Source organism: Paenibacillus wuxiensis (assembly GCF_040195695.1).
Classification (GTDB): Bacteria; Bacillota; Bacilli; order Paenibacillales; family Paenibacillaceae; genus Paenibacillus_B; species Paenibacillus_B suaedae.
Map to the genome: position 1 here is coordinate 72,543 of NZ_JBEFZI010000002.1, position 19,982 is coordinate 92,524.

Genomic DNA, 19,982 nt, shown 5'->3' on the forward strand with positions numbered 1-19,982 from the left:
TAAATATCGGGCCGGAGTTTTTTTATTTTACGATGTCGTCCTAAAAGTACGAAAAGTACCAGATTGAAGAAAAAAGTGATTCAGGAAGTCCAAATAAGAGGTACGGTTAGTGACAGGCGAAATGGCCGCATTGCTTTACAATGAAGATACATCTACGAAGACAAATCTACTTAACAGAGGTGTATGGATGATGAAGGAAGCAGTGGCTTCGGCCGGCATGCTGAAACAAAAGATGAACAGTCGTTTCCGAAGAAATGGAATCGCTTACGGACTGATTTCCGGGTTAACGTTCGGCCTTTACAGTACCGTCGTTGCCCTGGCTATGATGAAGGAGCCTTTTCTGGGGGTCGTAGGAGCGTTTGCTGCGCCTATAGTGGCATCGGCGATCAACGATGCTTTGGCGGCGATCTGGCTTCTGATTTGGAACTTCAAGAATGGGATGATCAAAGAAATTGGCCGCAGTCTGGTAACAATACCAGGGTTGATGGTCGCAATTGCCGCGGTGTTTGGCGGTCCAATCGCCAACGGGGCCTATCTGGTTGGAATTGATATGGCTGGAGCGGCGGCTATTCCTATTTCGGCGCTTTGTCCGATGTTTGGTGCTATTTTCGCGCGAATGTTCCTTAAGCAGAAAATTGATAAACGGGTGGCCGTCGGCATGTTCATCTGTGTTATCGGAGCTGCGCTCATTTCTTATGTCAAGCCTGAAGGTGGCGTGGATAATTTCACACTAGGCATTATTTTTGCTCTGGTGGCCGCGCTTGGCTGGGGATTGGAAGGCGTATTTGCTACTTTCGGGATGTCTATGCTTGATTCCAATATCGCCATTACCATTCGCGAGGGCGTTTCCGGACTCGTATATATTGCTGTGCTGATACCTATCTTCAGCGCGACAGATCTCTTTACTTCCGTACTTGGCTCCGTATCGCCTATGCTCATTATTGCGGCTGCAGCCCTGTTTACGGCAATCTCTTTCCTGACGTGGTATATGGCCAATAGTATGGTTGGTGTTGCAGTCGGAATGTCGCTCAATATTACCTATGTACTGTGGGGGGTTGTCTTTGCTGCTATCTTCCTCGGTAGTTCATTGACTCCAACAATAATTGCCGGCGCAGTTATTATTACACTTGGCGCGCTTTTAGTTTCGATGAATCCAATGGATCTGTTCAAGAAGAAGGAGGCGTAAGCAAATGCCATTGTTGCCGATTCGCTCCCGGGTGCTGCTTTTCATGTCCACTGTGCAGCAGGCAAATATTGATGATGCAATGGACGCATTGAAAAGCGAATATGGTGGAGAACGTCAATTTACAAGAGCAAACTTTCTGGATCATATGCTGTCCTTGCAGGCTAACGGACTGATTGACGAGGTTCATTACGAGCTGGATGCTAACGGGGAATTATGTATGTACTATGCAATCAACGATGAGGGAATTCATACGATCAATAAATATTTGCCTAAAAAGTGGACGCAAAAATAAAACAACTTCACACAACCAGGCCTAAGGCCGGGCTCAGATTGAAGACGAACTCCCGTGAAATACTATACCGCGGGAGTTCTTTATGTTTGTTGTCCATTTTTCAAATACGAAATTGAAGTTATCTGATGGGCGACCATTCTTCCAGATGTCAGAAGAAAATAAAGTTCTAGACTAAAAAATAAAGCGATAGACTGACGATACTTCATTAAGATAACGAGCAGAATAGTTTAACTTACACAAAAGATTTGACCAATTCACTTTGGTCCAATCTTTTTTTCTTGAAGGGTAAGGAAAGGAAATTATATACAACTGGACATACCCATGATAAAATGTAATTACGTAATAACATAAAATGATGAAAGCGGTGAATGATAATATTTCGGTTGAAATTGAAATTTCTTAAAAGATAGGTCAAATAACTTCAAGAAACGGTTCAATCGTTGGTACGGAAACCTCACCATGACTTACAAACCAATATTGAAAGCGGCGTTGTCGCGCTGATCTCATACTCTGGGCTCTATAAGAGGTCTGGATATGATATTCATTTTATTGCTTCTCGCTGCAAGCTCGGAATTGCTGGAGACCAGCGACTACTTGAGCATGTCCGATGTCAGAGATAACCAAGCATTTATTAGGGGAAAGCAGAAAGCATGAGGATGGAAGTGCAACGGTTTCTGATAACGGCCGAGGCATTCCAACCAAAGCCTCAGAACAAATAAATTTGTAGCTGAGAACACACTTATAGACATGACCCGACTAAGACAAGGTGAAGCCTATCAGGCCCCTGGCTTGGAAAATGGAATCAGTATCGAAGTTCCATTTATCCTCTGTTATCCATTCATTTTCATTTCAAAAATAAGGAGGAATAGTATATGCAAGAGGAGATTATTTACAGAAAAGAACATGTGTTTGAAATGCTGGACACTCTTCTTAAGGAACAATCCAAGTTTAATTGGGATCAATTTTACTCCGATAGGGGCAAACCCATTCCCTTCTTTGTGAATGTTCCCGACGAGAATTTAGTGGGGTATTTCGAAAACAAACGATTAAACCCTGGAAAGGTGCTTGAACTTGGCTGTGGTCCTGGCCGTAATGCCATATACTTAGCAGAGCGTGGATGTACTGTGGATGCCATAGACCTATCGAAGGAAGCAATTGAATGGGGAAAAGAGCGGGCAAAAGAAAAGGAATTAACGGTGAATTTTCTTCATAAGAACATTTTTGAGTTGGATATTGAAGAGGCTTCATATGACATTGTTTATGATTCAGGCTGCCTGCATCATATCACACCGCATCGTAGAATCAGCTACTTGGAATTAATAAATAAAGCCCTAAAACCTGATGGATTATTTGCCATTACTTGTTTTGTCTTAGGTGGCAAATTCGGCGGGGCCGAGATGTCAGATTGGGACGTGTATCGGGTAAGAAGTTTAAAAGGAGGTTTAGGATTCACCGAAGATAAGCTGAAATTAATATTCCATGACTTTGAAGTTATTGAGATGCGCAAAATGAGAGAAGTTAAACAACCAAGTCATGTATTCGGTACTGAAGCTTTATTGACTGCACTATTTAAGAGAAAAAGCTAGGAGCTTATAAGAACCATCAGTTTCATGCCTCAGCAACGGCGTTATCATAAGGGAACCCTTTCAACGTTCGATTTGGAACGTAGTATGCGGTTCATCGATCAACTTGTTTTTGAACTCGCTACCACAATATTCTTCTTCTCTTTAGGAATGCGATTGTCCCTCTCAGAGAAGGAGCCTGAGTGTTTTGCTTGTTTGATCCGTCGATCCAGTACAGATGCAGTTAGTTTATATTCGTTTACATTTCGCCATTCTCTGTGTCTGGAGAGTTCTTTTTGTGAGTAATCCGGGATATCCCTTAACTTCGAGATTAGCGTGTTACAAGCTCTCCGAGATAAACTACGGTGCATGGATCGGCTTTTACGGAACCAGCAGGATATTGGAAATGTAATCAAACCTTATTACGGGGAAGCCGCAGGCAATAAGCTGGCTGAAATTCTAAGAGAACATATTTTAATCGCGGTTAAAATCGTAGAGGCGGCCAAAGCGGGCAACCAGGCAGATGTGAAGAGGCTAGAGGAAGACTGGCATAAAAACGCTGATGAGATCGCAAAATTTTTGAGCGATGCGAATCCGAACTGGCAGTTTAAAGAGCTTCAGGATATGCTGTATACGCACCTTCAATTGATTACGGAAATCGTGCTGAGCTGTCTCAAAGGAGATTGGAAAGCGGATATTGCAGCAACCGACAAAAACGAGATCCATATGATTCATTTAGCCGACATCCTGACAGAAGGCATTGTCAAACAGTTTCCCGAAAAATTTTAAACGAATTGCATTAGTGATTGCAGAGTAAAGCTTTTTATGTTCACCCGAAAGGGTAATTATAAAAAGCTTTTTTTCGTTTTATGAATCGTTAATGTAGCTATGGATCTAAAGCTTAAAAACTTTGTAATGAAGTAACTCTGCATAATAATGAATTTATTTACATATAGTTCCAAATGAACTAATATAGAAAGTAATGAACCTATTTCAGAATGGCGGTTAGAGAGATGCTATTGCTTCTTTTTTCAGTCATTGAGGAAGAAAAAGATAAAGATTTCTTATTTGATTTATTTTACTAGTATTACCCTTTTATGAGAAAGAAAGCTTACGAAGTAACCAATGATTACAATGTCGTGGATGATTTAATTCAAGACGTTTTCCTAAAACTGATACCAAAAACTCCCCTTTTACAAACCATGGAAAATTGCAAAAAGACTTCTTACATCATTTATTCTATTAGAAACATGGGTGTCGATTATATTAGAGCAAAGGAGCGGCAGAAAATATTGGTCAGTACAGCACAAACCGATGATATGTTTAATCAACTTCCCGACTCCCAACTGAGCGTAGAAGAATTGATATTCAGGAGAGAAGACAGACAGGAGATATTTAGTAGGCTGTCTAAGCTGACAGATCGCGATAAAACTTTGCTCTATTACAAGTACAATATGGATATGAAAGATAGTGAAATTTCTCGGCATTTGGGTATCCCTGTGAATAACGTTAGACAGTATTTAACACGAGCCAGACGTAGGGCATTGAATCTCCTGAAAACTGAGGTGAGGGAGAGTGACTAAAAAAATTTCAGGGAGTCATCAGGCTCTAATGGATGAGTATGATGAATTACTGCTCAAAATGGCCTAAATCAGTTAGTAGGGATTTTGAGAAACGAGTAAAGTGGGGGATTTTTCTTTGTAGAATCTTCAGTTTTTTTAATATTGTTTCAGTATTGAAGATTGCACTGGGGTTATCTATATGTTTAATTGCCATTCTTTTATCCATTGTGTCAGTGAAAGCTGTTAGAGTACTATTTCTGAATTTACTTGTTAGGCGACCACAACCCGGTTATATCACTTCGGATTCCTTCTTACTCTCAAAAGACAGCGGCATAAACCCGCCGGAAGCAGTTGGGCTAGTTGACGTTGTTCAATTCATTGTAGTGTCTTTTTGATAAAATCAAGATGTTCCGCAGTTTCACCTCCTTTCTCGTCCCGGTACCCTCGCTTTGAACTCACTATAGCGACATTCGATTGTCGCAGAAAAACTCTTACTAATTTATGCAACCAAATACAAACTTTTCGCGTCCGATCAATCATAGGTACCAACAGTTTTGTTGAAATAAAATCTGAATAATTGTGTTGCACATATAAGCGTATGAGCGTCTTTTTTAAGGTAAGGAGTTACATACAAGCGATTTTATACTCTTAGATTAGCCTTCTTACTAATATTAAAAGTGAGGAGTCGATGCTAGGCAAGTTATTCATTGTTTTTGTTTAAATCATTACCTGATAGCTACGACTGAGAGCAGATTGTCCGCGAACTAATGTGGTACAAATTAAAGGAAGGGAATGACGTATCATTGAAAAAGCTATTAACTGTTGCACTCGTTGCAGCACTTGTCAGTAGTTTGGGTAGTTCTACTGTTCTAGCTGAGAGCAACTCGCCTTTGAGCCCTGTTGAAGATACTTTGCTATCATCTGATAAGCTCAATGATTTGAACGATAAGTCTTCATCGAATGTCTTAGATTTGTCAGCGGTTGAATCTTGTTTTTCTATGGCAAAAGATATTTTGAAAAATTATTATGAACGTATTGATCTTGGCACAGATCTTAACATTCAACTTGCTATCTTCAGAAGTGACCAAAGAAGGGATTCTCCTAACAATCAGTACAGAAGCTTCATTTAATTATGTCGGAATGGAGGTACAGTCTGGGTTTGGCGAGGTATCGAATGTGGTATTTACCTATACTGATACGGGATTAACGATGTCCGATTGGTATATGCCAGATGACTATTATGATGAATTTGTCAGAGGATCAGTGGATCATTCAAGTAACCTTACAATGAACTCTATTTCAGAAAGCTCCAATATTGCCGAAAAACAAACGGAACTTGAGAAAAAAATTACTGATTATTTCTCGGTTAATCGAGAACTTCCAGTAGAAATGACTAGTAAGACGGGGTGGAGGCAACCAATCAAGTGATAACACCATTGGCTACCCTTGCTTCGTTAAATAAGACAGCCATAGCCAACTATGCAAAAAACAACAAGGCTAAAGATTCACCTGCAAGTGGCGGATCTAATGTATCTTATTACGATTTTTCTCAGATATCCGGAAATTGGGATTGTACTAACTTTGTATCTCATGCTTTGCTTGCTGGCGGCGCAATTCCCTATGACACAAATGGATCAGGTATTTCCTCTAAGGGTTGGTACTACAGAAGTCTGAGCAATCGTTCTTCATCCTGGTCAGGTGTCCCTAACTTGCATGATTTTCTGGTGAACAATACTACAAAAGGACCGGCTGGTTCCGCAACTACTTACTCAACATTCAAATATAATCCTAATTCAGGTTACCCATATGCTATTGGAGATATCCTGCAATTCTATCTGAGTGGTTCATATAACAATTGGAGGCATTCAACTATAATCACGGAATACTACGAGACTAATACGGCTTTAGTTTTAGGAGCATTGGTAACCGGTCGTAGTGGAAAAGGTTCATATAATAATAACAAGAAGGCAGAAGAAGTCTATCCAGGTGATAGCAAAAGAGTTATCAAATTGTCTGGCTATTATAAGTAAAATTTGAAGAAGGATGCACATCACTTCAAACTATTCTTATAGAAGTGGTGTGCATCAATCCTAATGGCTGCTCCATGATCATTATTTTTTACGGGAGGGAAAAGAATGAAACGTGTTTGCCTGTTATTAGTGCTTATATTCGCTCTAAGCGCGTGTAATAATGCTGCTGGGAATATCGACGAAAAAAATACTCCTATGGAAGTCAACGTGAAGATAGCCAAAAACACAGAAAATTCAACCATCACGAAAGAGAATGCTTTGAAGAGTTCTCTCGAATTTTTAGCAGAAGATAAAAATGGTCTGTCTGTTTGGGATTATAAAACCGCTTATGAAATGTGTGAGGGTGCTCTGTCTGCATATTACAAGGCGATTTGGAACGGCACAGATATCAACTTGAATGCTTTCTTTGATAATAAAAGCCTGAAACAATATATGCAAAAGAAAGTTACTTCCCAGCATGAATTATTCCGTAAGAACAAACTAACCGATAATTTGGTGACAGATATCGATGTTGGTGCTAGAAAAGTGGAGCTTGTTGGTGAAGATAACCCTTATTTCTACTTCAAACTAGACACGCGCGTGAAAAAGGATGTAGGCAGCTTTGCAGAACCGACTGAATTTCTTGTACAGAACTTGAATGGAAGGTTAGTAATTACGGATTGGTATTCTAGTGGAAAGGATAGTTATGATTCTATGGTGCGTGGAGAGAATCAGACCATTGATAACCCCGATATTTGGAACAATAATGAATGGGTAAAGAAACTGGAAATTAACGCTAATTAGCGTCTCATCACCTCGCAGTATTCCATCCTGTACCATACGCTCTATGTTAAGCACAACGAATCCATTCAATCCATTAACATAGTCCAAGTGTGGAGTAGTCAACTAGACAGGCATTCTCCCTTAGTTGCCATTCTGCCAGAGCAGAATACCCCATTCTACATGTCCTATGTAGAATGGATACACTTACGCTTATTGCAAGTGGAGTCAGCTTCTTTAATTTCCATTTTCATTGGTGGCGATCAGAATTGTATTGGGTCATGTACTCATTGAGCGATTGCAGAGTAAAGCTTTTTATGTTCCCACAAGGGTAACTATAAAAAGCTTTTTTTCGTTTCATGGAGCAAATATAGAAATAGCTTACACATTTCGATCCAAGCATTTGGGTCGTTTTTTTTGTAAACATGTCAAATTCGTTTGAGAATGCACGAATATATGTCCTGTACCGCAAAATTCGACTGTGTATAGTTAAGACAATCATATTTATAAGCTTTGGATTAGAACCAAATATATGTATAGCCGAAAGTATAAACATGGATATTCGTTATGTATCATCCAAATCCTGAAAAGCATTGACCGAATGAACGATTCAATAGAATTAACCCATAAAATGGGGACTGTTATGGATTACCCATGACAGTCTTTTCATTACCTAAGGGGAGGGAAGTCGATGAAGGATCAAAGTATGTCCCATATGCAAGCAAGCCCTGAGGTAGTTACCTTTGGGGAATCGATGGCACTCATGCTGCCGACGGGAAATAAAGGAATCGAATACAGCCATACGTTGGAATGCACCCTTGGTGGGGCCGAAACCAACGTAGCCATCGGTTTGGCTAGGCTTGGCATTCGTGTCGGATGGTTCTCTCAACTAGGTGAAGATCCGCTGGCGACGATGATGATCAAAGCATTGCGGGGCGAAGGCATTGATGTCTCACGCGTGAAGTGCACAACTGCTGCTTCAACGGGTCTCATGATGCGTGAGGTAATAGCCGGACAATCCTCCGTTTATTATTTTCGGCGAAATTCGGCTGCGAGTCTAATGTCGCCTGATATGCTGGATGAGGCGTACATAGCAGGTGCTCGCATTTTGCACGTAACCGGCATTACGATGGCAATAAGCGAAACGGCATGTCAAGCAGTTATTGAGGCTGTGCGTCTTGCACGCAAGCATGGCGTTAAAGTCAGCTTTGATCCAAATCTGCGCCTGAAGCTCTGGAGCGTGGAGAAGGCTCGGCAATTCATTCTGCCTCTAGCGGCGGAAGCAGACTATTTCCTGCCAGGGCTTGATGAATTGAAGCTTCTCTATGGAATTAACGACGAAAGTACTTTGTTCGCGAAGCTGCATGAGCTTGGCAACGTATGCGTCGTCAAGGGCGGAGATTATGAAAACGTTTTATTACAGGGCGGAAAGGAAGCTAGAATTCCTTATTTTGCTGCTGATCACGTAGTAGACACCGTTGGTGCTGGCGATGCCTTCTGTGCCGGCTTCCTTAGCGGTTTACTAAGAAATAAATCCCTTGAGGAATCTGTTCGCATCGGAAATCTGCTTGGATCTATGGTGATCCAGACGGAAGGCGATTGGCAGGGTCTCCCAACAATGGCACAGGTAGAAGCGAAGCTTAGTAGAAAAGTGCATGTTGAACGTTAAGTCCAATGAATCTATCTTTAAATGAAAGGCAGGAGAGGAAATTGAAGAAACTGAGCATCATTAATCGGATTCATGAAGAAGGAGTTGTAGCGGTATTACGGGGAGAGAATTGGCAGCAGGTGGTGCGACTATCCGAGGAAGCCATTGCTGGCGGCATTAAGGTGATTGAGATTACGATGACGGTTCCGCATGCACTTAAGGCGATCGAAGAGCTTGCCAACCATTATTCATGGAATCATCCTGATTCATCTCAGAATGCGATAATTGGCGTCGGTACGGTGCTCGATCCTGAAACGGCACGCCAAGCAATGCTAAGCGGCGCTGAATTTGTAGTAAGCCCTACGTTGAATCCAGATACGATTAAGCTGTGCAATCGTTATCGCGTTCCAATCCTGCCGGGCGTTATGACCATTCACGATATCCAAAGCGCTCTAGATTTAGGAGTGGATGTCGTAAAGCTGTTCCCGGGAAGTCAATTCGGGCAAGGGATGATCAAGGATATCAAAGGCCCATTGCCTCACGCGAATGTAATGCCGACCGGCGGAGTGAATGTAGAGAACTTGGGTGACTGGATCAAAGCAGGTGCATTTGCAGTAGGAATTGGTTCGGATCTTACGAAGGAAGCCATTGAAACAGGCAATTATACACTCGTTCGTGCCAAGGCTGATCAGTATGTGAAGGCATTTAAGCAAGCGCGTAAATAAAATAAATATATGAAGCGTTCTCTTGATAGACTCAGAGAACGCTTGTTTTTTATCAAGTGCATGAGCTGAGAAAAGTAAAATTCGTTTCAAAATGAACGTTTTTAGTTCTTATTTGCGACTTTCGTTCTTATTACAATGACACTATAGAACAAGACGTATTTTCTCAGAGGAGGAATAAGGAATGAAAGGTAAGAAATCACTAGGAATTAGCGCTAGAGAGACACTAGCTGGCTATATGTTTGTAGCCCCCTTAATGATCGGATTAATGGTCCTAACACTTATTCCTGTTGTGTGCTCTCTATTGCTGAGCTTTACGGAGTGGAATTTCGTAGCGGGATATGGTGCTATTAAATTCGTAGGCTTTGATAATTTTATTCGTTTGTTCCAAGACGATGTGTTTATACAAAGCTTATTGAACAACTTGGTCTTTATCATAACGGTTCCGATAACCTTGATCTTATCGCTGTTGCTGTCGATTCTCATTGACAAACATGTTTATTTCAAAGATGGATTTAAGGTTGTTTATTTCTTGCCTTATATCTCCAGTGTCGTTGCCGTCGCAATGGTATGGCAGGTTCTTTTCCATCCATCATTAGGTCCGGTAAATCAGCTGCTAATGTCATTTGGCATTGAGAATCCACCTAAATGGTTGGCAGATATCGATTATGCATTGCCATCCCTCATGATGATTCAAGTTTGGATTATGCTTGGCTATAACATTATTATTTACATTGCTGCGCTGCAGTCCATTCCGAAGGATCTGTATGAAGCAGCGGACATCGATGGCGCAGGAACATGGGTGAAATTCCGCCAGATCACAGTGCCAAATGTTTCACCAACGACCTTTTTCTTGCTAGTAACAGGAATCATCGGTTCCTTCAAGGTGTTCGATCTCATTCAAGTATTAACGCAAGGCGGACCTGCGAATTCAACAAATGTAATCGTTTACGATTTGTATGACACTGCATTCAATCAGTTGAAAACAGGCTATGCCTCTTCGATGGCGCTCATATTGTTCCTCATTTGTTTATTCATAACAGCCGGACAATGGATTGCCCAGAAGAAATGGGTTAACTACTAGAAGAGATCTAGAACGGAGGAACAATATCCATGAAAAAAATTTCGGTTTCAAAGATCATTTTCACAATGATTATGGCTGCTATAGGACTTCTATTCCTGCTTCCTTTCATATGGATGTTATCGACATCATTCAAGCCTGAGGCGGATGTCTTTACATTCCCAATTGAATGGATTCCGAGAAACTGGAATGCACTTGAGAACTATGCGGAAGTGTGGACAGGCAGCTTCGTCAAATATTATGCAAACTCGATTTATGTAACAGTGGCAACCACTGTGCTCAATGTATCGGTGTGCGCACTTGCGGCTTATGGGTTTTCCAAAATCCAGTTCAGAGGAAGAGATACGATGTTTCTTCTCGTCCTCGCGCTTTATATGGTTCCACCTCAAGCTTCATTAGTTCCGCAGTTCCTGCTCTTCCGTTCCTTACATTTGTTTGATTCTCATCTTGGTCTTATCTTGCTGAACGGATTTAGCGTAATTGGAGCTTTCATGCTTAGACAATTCTTTATGAGTGTCAGCAACGAATATATCGAATCAGCCAAAATAGACGGTGCCGGACATGCGCGAAGCTTCTTCCAAATCGCGTTGCCGCTTATTCGTCCAGCCATCGCAACCTATGCGATCCTCAGATTTATTTGGACATGGAACGACTATCAGTATCCGCTGATTTTCTTGAAAAGCAAAGAGTTGTTTACCATTCAGCTTGGAATCAGATTGTTCGGTGACCAATATGGAGATACGTATTCCTTGATGATGGCTGGTGCTGTGTCAGCAATCTTGCCGCTGGTCATTATCTTTATCATCGGGCAGAAGCAAGTGATTGAGGGGATTGCGCTCGGAGGCGTTAAGGGATAGAAATGCTCGAGAAGATAGAAGCAGTGCAAATAGATAGTTAACGAGAAGAAATGAACCATTGCGTTCATTTCTTTTGTTTTATGGGGAAAGTATCCGGTCAAAATCGTCTGAAAAAGGTCAAAATATGAAATTGGTCGGTCATCTGAAAATAGATATATTTATTAATAAAAGCGCTTTCAAAGACGGTTTTATCCATAAAACCGAATTTATCTAATTAGGAAGAAACAAGTTGGATATTCATATTAATTATTTTAGCTAACCTAAAATGCACTTAAAAGTATTTAAATCTGCAAAGCTAGATTGATCATTAGAAGGGTGGGTTGGTATGGGTTATGTGAAACGAAAACCAACAGTTATGATATGGTTTGCAGCCGTAATACTAATTGTACTTGCTGTATTCATGATAATTTTAACTAACAAAAAAGCTGCATTGCCTGATAATTGGTTATTTACAGTGGATGGATACGCTGTGACAGATGAAGAATTTCTATTTTATATCAACGACCAGAGAGCGGTAACAGTAGATTATTTCTACAGAACCTATGGTACGCAAGTAGATGAAGGCTTCTGGACACGTCAATACGGAAAAAATAAGGAAACACCATCTGAGTATGCCAAAAAATCTGCGATGACTGCATTGCTAAGAGTTAAACAGGAGCAAATTATTGCTGACGAGCGGGATATTGCCCCATACAAAAGTTTTGACGAGCTGAAATCCGACATGGAGGACGAAAACAAGAAGCGGGCTGAGATGGAGGATATAGGGGATACTTACTACGGTTTACCTGAGTTAGATTTATACCAATACATGCAATATGTAAGTGGCGCCCGTTGGCCGGAGTTGGTTGAAACCCAGGTCAAAAAAACGAAAATGGGCGATGCTGAGTTACAAGTTGAATATGCTTCAAGGAGCGCAGAATATGTTCGCACTGCTGATGAATTAACGGTCCTGCTCGCAACAAATGGACAAGCAATGGAAGAGAAAGTACTAAATCGATTGGATATATCCAAGGATGATACTGAATCTCTACACTTTTGGGAGTCATTGGCGGCCGCCTCTGTAGGTGAGACGGTAATCGGTAAATACATGGGTGAGGATGTCATCGCCACATTAATGACAAAGCCGGAAATAACCAACCTTACACTGGAAAAAGTGAAAGATTCCATGATATACGGGCGGGCTGAATTTGACTTGCGGGCGTTGATTGCATCTAGAACTGATAAGGCGAAGATTGTGTATAACGGCAATCAATTCAATGAATTAGAAGTGAAATAGGTTACATTCTATTCTTACGTTTATATAAATCTGAATCTATTTTGGTTCTCATAGGTTCAGATTTATATAAATATGAATTCATAGAAAAGGAGATTGCCAGATGAGACGATCCAAATGGATGCAAAAAGCTTTATCGATTGTTATGGCAGCAACTTTGACATTCTCAGGTCTGACTGGTTTAATGCCTGTACCTGACGTTTCGGCTGCAGAGAGAGTGGTTGAATCTTTTGACTCTGTTGCACTGGAACTGACACAAGCGACGGATCATGCAGGCAGAGTGAACCTTACTTACAAAGGTGCACCATTAAGCAATCTGATTAAAGGGCCGGTTATCGATGCGTTCAGCTATGATTCAAGCAATTCGAATTTACTGACTGTTGATGATAATGGAAACATTACATTAGCAAATGGTTATACTTTTGCGGCCCCAGGTGATCCAGGCATCCCGGTGACGATCACAGCCACGACGAGTTATTATCATGACTCAGATGTGTTATTCATGGAGGACTTCGAGAACAACAATGGTCCGCTGACAGCAACGAGCAAACTTGGTTCATCATTCACACTGTCTGATGCTCAGTCGCGAACTGGTGTGAAAGCGATTACACCAACAAGTTCAACGAATACGGAGAATGTAAGCCAAGACGTGGTTTTACCTGCCGGAAGCAACTATAAAATGACGGCATGGTATTACGACCCGTTTCCAGATGAGGAGAAGACAGCGACTGCAAGAACCCAATTTGCGATTTTGGATGGTAAAAACGCGACCTTCGCCGGGACATTCTATCAAAGTTCACAGGTCGACGTTATTCATAACCCGACAAAATATACTTGGGCATTTGCACCATCATCAGCTGGCTCAGCAGCGAAACGTTGGAAAGACAGCGGGGTTGAACGTTCCACAGGCTGGCATAAATTTGAGTGGCTCATTACACCGAATGGTGCGACTTTGCAAATTGACGGGATTCCAATTCCTGATTCAGCAAAGTATGATATCTACAAAGCGATGAAGAGCGGTACAACCATTCAGCCTAAAATTGCTGGGGGATGGAATAACCAATCAGGCAACATTTCTTATGTTAATAACAAACATCTTATCGACGACTTTTATGTTGTAAAAGACGTTGCTCCAGTAACAGGTACAAGAACGTTAACATTGAAATTAGCACCTCCAGGTGGAGCGTCAGATTTGGAAATAATCACTCAACCAACAGCAGCGAAAGTGAATCAAGGCGAGACAGCAACATTTAGCGTTACAGCATCAACTGCTGCTGCATCATACCAATGGTATGTATCCAACGACGAGACAGGCTTGAACGGGACGGAAGTAGTTGGAGCCAATGATGCGGTATTAACGTTGCCGAGTGTTGACTCAGCTGCACAGCAAGGTAAGTTTTATTATTGTCTAGTGTCTACGGCAGAGGGAGTTGTGACGTCCCACGCAGCACCGTTGTTGATTAAGACAAATACACAGGTGAATGCGCCAATTAACCCGAGGCTTGACCTGAACACGGGTATTTATACGGGCGGTTCCAATTACGGGGATACCCTTATAACACTGTTCAAAGATGGTGTACCCGTTGGTTATTATTTATCTAAAAATGGGGATCCCGACCAACTGAACAATCATGAAAGACATCATGTTCTGCCATATGCAAGGGCATTAGGAGCGGGTAATTACACCGTTTCAGCCATCGTCCTAAATACAGAAAAGAACATAAGTGAAGAAGTTACAGCTAATGGAACATTAACGATCGAGAACTTATCTACACCGGTAAATGGTAGATGGAACGGTACCTATGCTATTTGGGAAAGCGTTGCTAATGCATCTGCATATTCGGTTCAGCTCTTCAGTAACGGAACTGCACAAGGAAGTCCCGTCGCAGCAATAAGTAATGATGTAGCTATGTCCCCGAGCTTTGATGATACGTTTAAAGTTAGAGCGATCGGCAGCGCAACGACACGCTTCTTGGATTCTGATGAATCAGGGGAGAGTGCAGCATATTCAGCTCATATTGCGCTAGTCCGTCAGAACGAAACTTTACAGGCAGGGGAGCGCGCACGACTAATTGTTGACACTGCCGATATGTTCGTAGCTGATAACATTAGCTTCAGCCCAGCAAATAAAGACAAAGAAAAGATCGAAGTTGATGGTGCTGGATGGGTAACAGTTAAGAAAGGCTATGTTCCAACAGAGAACGAAGTGGTAACCGTGAATGTCAGCGTTGATTACTTCAATAAGGCGGACACGATGTTCTACGATGGATTTGAAGGGGATAAGAAGTTTACGAATGGTGAGAACGGGTACGTCCAAAGTGACGTGATGTCCCGCACAGGAGCAAGGGCTGCGACAACGAGTGGCGCTGGCCAGGTTGCTACTGTCCCAGGTACCTATAATTACGCTCCAAAAGCCGGCAAGACAACAATCGTCACTGCCTGGTACTACGACGATGGCGGGGCTGCATCCGGTGATCACGCGGTATTCGGCTTAACTCCGTCGGCCAATGAACATATCACAATAAATTACGGCAATGCGGATGGAAACTGGGCGGCGAACCAGACCAACTATGCGGTTAGAATCGGAACAACTGGAAGGTTCTATCCAGTCGACGTGAAGCGCAGCAGAGGCTGGCATAAATTCCAATGGTTCGTTACATCAACGGGAACAACCTATAAAATTGATGGACAAGTAATAAAGAGACAAATGGCAGATGGAAGCGCATTTAATACTAATGTAGCGAACAATGTTCTTAAGATTGATGCGTTGCAGCTTGCTACGAACTGGGGCAATAAAGCCGGAACGATTAAAGATATGCAGAACAAGCATTTTATCGATGACGTATATGTCATGGATAGTGCAGTAACAGCCCAAACAGCAACAGCATCTGTTACATTAAATCTCTTACCTAAAGTGTACACTCACTCCGAAGACAGCACTTATGTTCTTGGTTTGGAAGATTATAAAATTACCGTGAATCCTGATTTAGCGGATCTAGCTGGTGTTAAAATCGGCGATGCAACCTTGGAACAAGCTGTGGATTATACGGTTAGCGGCAATGTACTAACCATTTTCAAAAAAGCATTTGTTAGAAACAACATTGTGCCAGGAAAATATACCGTTAGACTCGACCTCAACCCTGCTGAAATTACGTTTGATCTGAACATTGTACCTCGTGAAACACGTAATTATTATTTCTCCAATAACGGTGATGATAGTGCAGATGGACGCACACCGGAGACAGCATGGAAATCCATTTCCAAAATAAATGAAAACGTATTCCTTCCAGGCTCAACCATCTATTTGGATGCAAACAGCGTATGGAATGAACAAATCAGACTGCGCGGCAACGGCGAAGAAAGAAATCCGATTACACTTACTAAATATAATACGACCGATCCTAACCAACGACCGATAATTAATGGTGGAGGAACTGCGTCAAGCCCATCAGGTATTTCCTTAAACGGTACAATTGAGTTGTACGACGTCAATTATTGGGTAGTCAGTGGAATCGAAGTCACGAACATCGGCACTACAGCAGGTGACGGCCGCTCCGGTATTGCAGTGATGTCTCGTATATCCAAGTTGGGACAAGGTCAATTTAACATTCAGGATTATGCGGATGCTCGTATGCAAGGAATTGTCATTCGAGACAACTATGTTCATGATGTAAATGGACTGCATCAAGCGAATGGAGCGAGTAAGATATCCGGCGGCATCATTATTAATGGTTATGTAGATGTACGGGTTGAAGGCAATAAGACCCTTCGTTGCGATAATGAAGGTATTCGCAACAATGCTTATGGGCCAAACAACCCGGGGACTAACAACACGGGCCTCACTTGGAGCAATTCAAGCTATCCGTGGGCATCTAACGCTGTATTTAGAAACAACTGGGTTTCTAGTTCGGTTGGAGATGGCATTGTTCTGTCCGGCGGGAACAATTCCCTTGTAGAACGAAATGTCGTTACGGACAGTGGATACAGCTATTTAAGCGATAAGGGCGGTAAACTGGTACCGAACTGGGGTTCAAATAATACAACACCAACATATCTTGGTTCACAGAACTATGCCGCAGCTTGGATTATGGCAAGTAAAGGCACGATTTTCCGCTACAATGAAGCTATAGATAACCCTTATCATGCAAGTAATGACGGTATGGCTTGGGATATCGACAATTATTGTCAGGACAATGTGTATGAATATAACTACAGCCGGAACAACTATGGCGGTTGGTACTTGCAGATGAATGCTGCCAAGGGCAACATCGTTCGCTATAACATTAGCGTGAACGACGGTCGTAGCCCGGATTTTAACAAGAGTTATAACAGTCTTGTATTACTTGCGGGAGGTTCTTCAACAAGCGAAGAATTAAGCGGATTATTCTATAACAATATCATCATCTCTTCATTGAAGAATAACAGTTCGTTAGTGTTTGACCCAGCGGCCTCCAACCTGCATATTTACTTCCAAAATAACATATTTGCTTATACTGGTGCTAACAGCAGCGTTGGTCTAAAAGGTGGCGGAACCTCCGCTCCATTTAAAGCCGGACGGTTTACGAACAACATTGTCTATCCAGCTAATCTTTTTGGAAGTATGAACGCAGGCGGGGGCGGATATTTAGGTGCAGGTGTAACAACAGCTGCCAACCGCTACGTAACGGAAAATGAACTATATTCCATATTGAAAGATTATAAGATTGCACCGGAACATTGGATTGCCAGCAGTGGAACCGTTGATGCTAAGCTTGATTACAGTGTGATGGACGGATTCCGCCTTGCCGATGGCGACAACATAGCCTATGGTTCAGGTGTCAAGGTAATAAGCCCGTATGTTGATCGTGCGAACGCTCTGCCTCATATGACAGAGAGAACGGACTTTTTTGGAAATCCACTAGGCGATAGGGCACCTTCGATCGGCGTGCACAACCCTTATGCGGTAACTTTTGATTCCAATGGTGGCAGTGAAGTTACGATGAAGTTTGCTGATATAGGGGAGACAATCACCGAGCCAACAGCACCAACCAAAGCTAAAAGTAAATTCGGTGGCTGGTTCCGAGATGCAGAATTAACTAATGCGTGGAATTTCGCTACGGATACGATTACAAGCGATATCGTATTATATGCGAAGTGGCTTGGAGATAAAGAACTATCTTTAGAGAAAGATCTATTGGGTTTGGAAGTCCCTAAAGGCGCAATGATGAATCAAACAACGGTTACGGCCTCTGTGTATGATGAGGCAACTACACAAGACAGCTCGGAGAAGGTTTATTCGGTTATTATTACGAGATTAGAAGATAGAATGGATAACCTCTAAAATCAATAGCGGCATTCCTAATTCATAGGGAAGCAGGATTTGCCTCCTGCTTCCCTTAGATTGAAGACAAACACATTGTTCAATTAAATAATGTGTTTGTTTTTTTATCTATTTCTCTATTTTTGAATTAAAACACAGAAATAGGAAAAAAATAGAGTCCTTTTGGTCTCTTAATTTCAGGATTTTTGCTAATTTTTTTATATTTAGACAAGCAAAAGTAAGCCCAATTTTCATATGCATTTTTTCTTTACCAATCATATTCGTATAGCGAAGACCATGAAATTCTTTAGCTGTTCCAAATAATCGTTAACTAGATCATCTAAAGAATAAAAACCAATTTGATCTCGTTTACTCATATCTTGTTTTTTTCAACATCAAATCGGCTCCTTTTCTCCATTTTACCAAGAAAAAGTATCGAATAATCAGATACTATGTCTACAGTCTGAGGTTGAAAAATTATTTTCTCAACCTTTTTATTCGGTGTTTTTTTATTTTCACTCAATATTTTCTACATTTAAACACTTAGTTTCACAGTAATAGCCTTTGCCGCTAACATAAACTTTTTCTATTTCATTCTTGCTATTGGTTGCTAATTTAACTAATATTTCGGAAGGCGATTGTAAAGAATAACCTTGTTCAAATACATAGACTTCTTTTTGCAAGTAGTGCTGTTCATAAAGGTAGCAAGCTAATGCACCGTTTGAAGTTCCAGTCGCTGCTTCTTCATTGATGTCGTATAGTGGAGCAAAATTTCTGCATATAATTCGATTGTCATTAAAAGTATATAGATGCATCCCGACAACATTATAATACTTGCTGATTTCTTTAATTTTTTCAAAATTAGGTTGCAGTGCATGTAATCGTGTTTCGCTTTTTATAGGAATTAAAATATCTTTTAAGCCCGTGGAGACAATTTGAATTGGGTATTTATTGTCTATAGCTTTACTATCAAAACAGTGGATGAACTCGTTGGGAGATACAACATCATAGAATATCGGTTTGTTTTGTTCCATGAATATGATGTCATCTTTTATAGTAATAGTAAGAACACCGCTGTTCGTTTCAATCGTATAGCGATTCCTGAAAAGTTTATTTAAATGCATCAGTATCGCGAAAGAGCCAATTGTGGCATGACCACATAAATCAACTTCTTCTTTTGGTGTAAAATACTCAAATTTATAATCAGCAATTTCAGATTCTGATATAAATGCGGTTTCCGCATAGCCCAGTTGTTTGGCTATTTCCATTTTTTGAGTAGTGGTCAATGTATTCTCAATAAATACCACTCCTGCTTTATTTCCGCCTTTATGATCCTTGCTAAATGCACTTGCAACATAAACGGATATTTTCATAAAACACCTTCCTTCCTCACTTATAGTAAATTGTAGCATAGAAAGCACTACGTATAAATTTTGTTGGATAAATATGCTATAAAGCAAGAGACAGACTATTTTTTACATCTGAACTCTCCAAAAATAGTTTGTCTACAGTCTGAGGGAAGCAGGACTTACCTCCTGTTTCCCTTATATTTTGAATATATCCTCTAATTGGACAATCCGCGAATTGCTTAGGATCCGAGGGATAGTGCCTATAACCATGCCGATCAACATAAGCGACATCATGCTCTACTTTTTTTATAAAGAAGTAAAAATAATCTTAGCTCAGTAAAAATTGTCTGCTTTGAATAGAT

Annotated in this window: 14 protein-coding genes and 2 pseudogenes; 14 read left to right on the forward strand and 2 right to left on the reverse strand. The window is 41.2% G+C overall.

Features of this window, described 5'->3' with window-relative positions:
- Positions 1 to 109: 109 nt before the first annotated feature.
- From ABN764_RS03610 to ABN764_RS03675, 14 genes and pseudogenes are all read left to right on the forward strand, one after another.
- Positions 110 to 1,186 (forward strand): DMT family transporter, encoded by a 1,077-nt coding sequence (locus tag ABN764_RS03610; protein ID WP_021255538.1) that lies wholly within the window; start codon positions 110 to 112, stop codon positions 1,184 to 1,186.
- 4 nt (positions 1,187 to 1,190) lie between these two features.
- On the forward strand, positions 1,191 to 1,478 hold the full coding sequence (locus ABN764_RS03615) for a hypothetical protein (protein WP_028532960.1): 288 nt from the start codon (positions 1,191 to 1,193) through the stop codon (positions 1,476 to 1,478).
- Between the two features lie 872 nt (positions 1,479 to 2,350).
- Positions 2,351 to 3,064 carry a class I SAM-dependent methyltransferase gene (locus ABN764_RS03620; RefSeq protein ID WP_446670943.1) on the forward strand — a complete coding sequence of 238 codons (714 nt, stop codon included), beginning with the start codon at positions 2,351 to 2,353 and terminating at the stop codon, positions 3,062 to 3,064.
- 345 nt (positions 3,065 to 3,409) lie between these two features.
- Positions 3,410 to 3,829: pseudogene (locus ABN764_RS03625) on the forward strand (glycosyltransferase); the annotation flags it as partial.
- A 308-nt stretch (positions 3,830 to 4,137) separates the two neighbouring features.
- Positions 4,138 to 4,623 (forward strand): RNA polymerase sigma factor, encoded by a 486-nt coding sequence (locus ABN764_RS03630; protein ID WP_446670944.1) that lies wholly within the window; start codon positions 4,138 to 4,140, stop codon positions 4,621 to 4,623.
- A 782-nt stretch (positions 4,624 to 5,405) separates the two neighbouring features.
- The gene (locus ABN764_RS03635) at positions 5,406 to 5,732 is read left to right on the forward strand and encodes a hypothetical protein (RefSeq protein ID WP_446670945.1); all 327 of its coding nucleotides are present in this window, start codon (positions 5,406 to 5,408) and stop codon (positions 5,730 to 5,732) included.
- A 294-nt stretch (positions 5,733 to 6,026) separates the two neighbouring features.
- Positions 6,027 to 6,632, forward strand: coding sequence for an amidase domain-containing protein (locus tag ABN764_RS03640; RefSeq protein ID WP_446670946.1), 606 nt, complete (start codon positions 6,027 to 6,029; stop codon positions 6,630 to 6,632).
- Positions 6,633 to 6,737: 105 nt separating this feature from the next.
- Positions 6,738 to 7,415 (forward strand): hypothetical protein, encoded by a 678-nt coding sequence (locus ABN764_RS03645; RefSeq protein ID WP_446670947.1) that lies wholly within the window; start codon positions 6,738 to 6,740, stop codon positions 7,413 to 7,415.
- Positions 7,416 to 8,082: 667 nt separating this feature from the next.
- Positions 8,083 to 9,060 carry a sugar kinase gene (locus ABN764_RS03650; RefSeq protein ID WP_446670948.1) on the forward strand — a complete coding sequence of 326 codons (978 nt, stop codon included), beginning with the start codon at positions 8,083 to 8,085 and terminating at the stop codon, positions 9,058 to 9,060.
- A gap of 41 nt (positions 9,061 to 9,101) precedes the next feature.
- Entirely contained in the window at positions 9,102 to 9,764 is a 663-nt protein-coding gene (locus tag ABN764_RS03655) for a bifunctional 2-keto-4-hydroxyglutarate aldolase/2-keto-3-deoxy-6-phosphogluconate aldolase (protein WP_446670949.1), read from the forward strand.
- A gap of 181 nt (positions 9,765 to 9,945) precedes the next feature.
- Positions 9,946 to 10,845, forward strand: coding sequence for a carbohydrate ABC transporter permease (locus ABN764_RS03660; protein WP_021255543.1), 900 nt, complete (start codon positions 9,946 to 9,948; stop codon positions 10,843 to 10,845).
- 29 nt (positions 10,846 to 10,874) lie between these two features.
- Positions 10,875 to 11,699, forward strand: a complete 825-nt coding sequence (locus ABN764_RS03665; RefSeq protein WP_021255544.1) for a carbohydrate ABC transporter permease — start codon at positions 10,875 to 10,877, stop codon at positions 11,697 to 11,699.
- 325 nt (positions 11,700 to 12,024) lie between these two features.
- Positions 12,025 to 12,975 carry a hypothetical protein gene (locus ABN764_RS03670; protein ID WP_446670950.1) on the forward strand — a complete coding sequence of 317 codons (951 nt, stop codon included), beginning with the start codon at positions 12,025 to 12,027 and terminating at the stop codon, positions 12,973 to 12,975.
- A 100-nt stretch (positions 12,976 to 13,075) separates the two neighbouring features.
- Positions 13,076 to 18,292, forward strand: coding sequence for an InlB B-repeat-containing protein (locus ABN764_RS03675; RefSeq protein ID WP_446670951.1), 5,217 nt, complete (start codon positions 13,076 to 13,078; stop codon positions 18,290 to 18,292).
- Between the two features lie 108 nt (positions 18,293 to 18,400).
- Here the strand turns inward: ABN764_RS03675 and ABN764_RS03680 are convergent.
- A pseudogene (locus tag ABN764_RS03680) lies at positions 18,401 to 18,598 on the reverse strand (transposase); the annotation flags it as partial.
- A 188-nt stretch (positions 18,599 to 18,786) separates the two neighbouring features.
- On the reverse strand, positions 18,787 to 19,644 hold the full coding sequence (locus ABN764_RS03685) for a PhzF family protein (protein ID WP_446670952.1): 858 nt from the start codon (positions 19,642 to 19,644) through the stop codon (positions 18,787 to 18,789).
- Positions 19,645 to 19,982: the final 338 nt, after the last annotated feature.

What these genes read in the sequence shown, in the direction of transcription:
- ABN764_RS03630 (WP_446670944.1), top strand. Translation starts at nt 4,138, where the DNA reads ATGAGAAAGAAAGCTTACGAAGTAACCAATGATTACAATGTCGTGGAT.
- ABN764_RS03665 (WP_021255544.1), top strand. Translation starts at nt 10,875, where the DNA reads ATGAAAAAAATTTCGGTTTCAAAGATCATTTTCACAATGATTATGGCT.
- ABN764_RS03675 (WP_446670951.1), top strand. Translation starts at nt 13,076, where the DNA reads ATGAGACGATCCAAATGGATGCAAAAAGCTTTATCGATTGTTATGGCA.
- ABN764_RS03670 (WP_446670950.1), top strand. Translation starts at nt 12,025, where the DNA reads ATGGGTTATGTGAAACGAAAACCAACAGTTATGATATGGTTTGCAGCC.
- ABN764_RS03620 (WP_446670943.1), top strand. Translation starts at nt 2,351, where the DNA reads ATGCAAGAGGAGATTATTTACAGAAAAGAACATGTGTTTGAAATGCTG.
- ABN764_RS03660 (WP_021255543.1), top strand. Translation starts at nt 9,946, where the DNA reads ATGAAAGGTAAGAAATCACTAGGAATTAGCGCTAGAGAGACACTAGCT.
- ABN764_RS03615 (WP_028532960.1), top strand. Translation starts at nt 1,191, where the DNA reads ATGCCATTGTTGCCGATTCGCTCCCGGGTGCTGCTTTTCATGTCCACT.
- ABN764_RS03685 (WP_446670952.1), bottom strand. Translation starts at nt 19,644, where the DNA reads ATGAAAATATCCGTTTATGTTGCAAGTGCATTTAGCAAGGATCATAAA.
- ABN764_RS03645 (WP_446670947.1), top strand. Translation starts at nt 6,738, where the DNA reads ATGAAACGTGTTTGCCTGTTATTAGTGCTTATATTCGCTCTAAGCGCG.
- ABN764_RS03650 (WP_446670948.1), top strand. Translation starts at nt 8,083, where the DNA reads ATGAAGGATCAAAGTATGTCCCATATGCAAGCAAGCCCTGAGGTAGTT.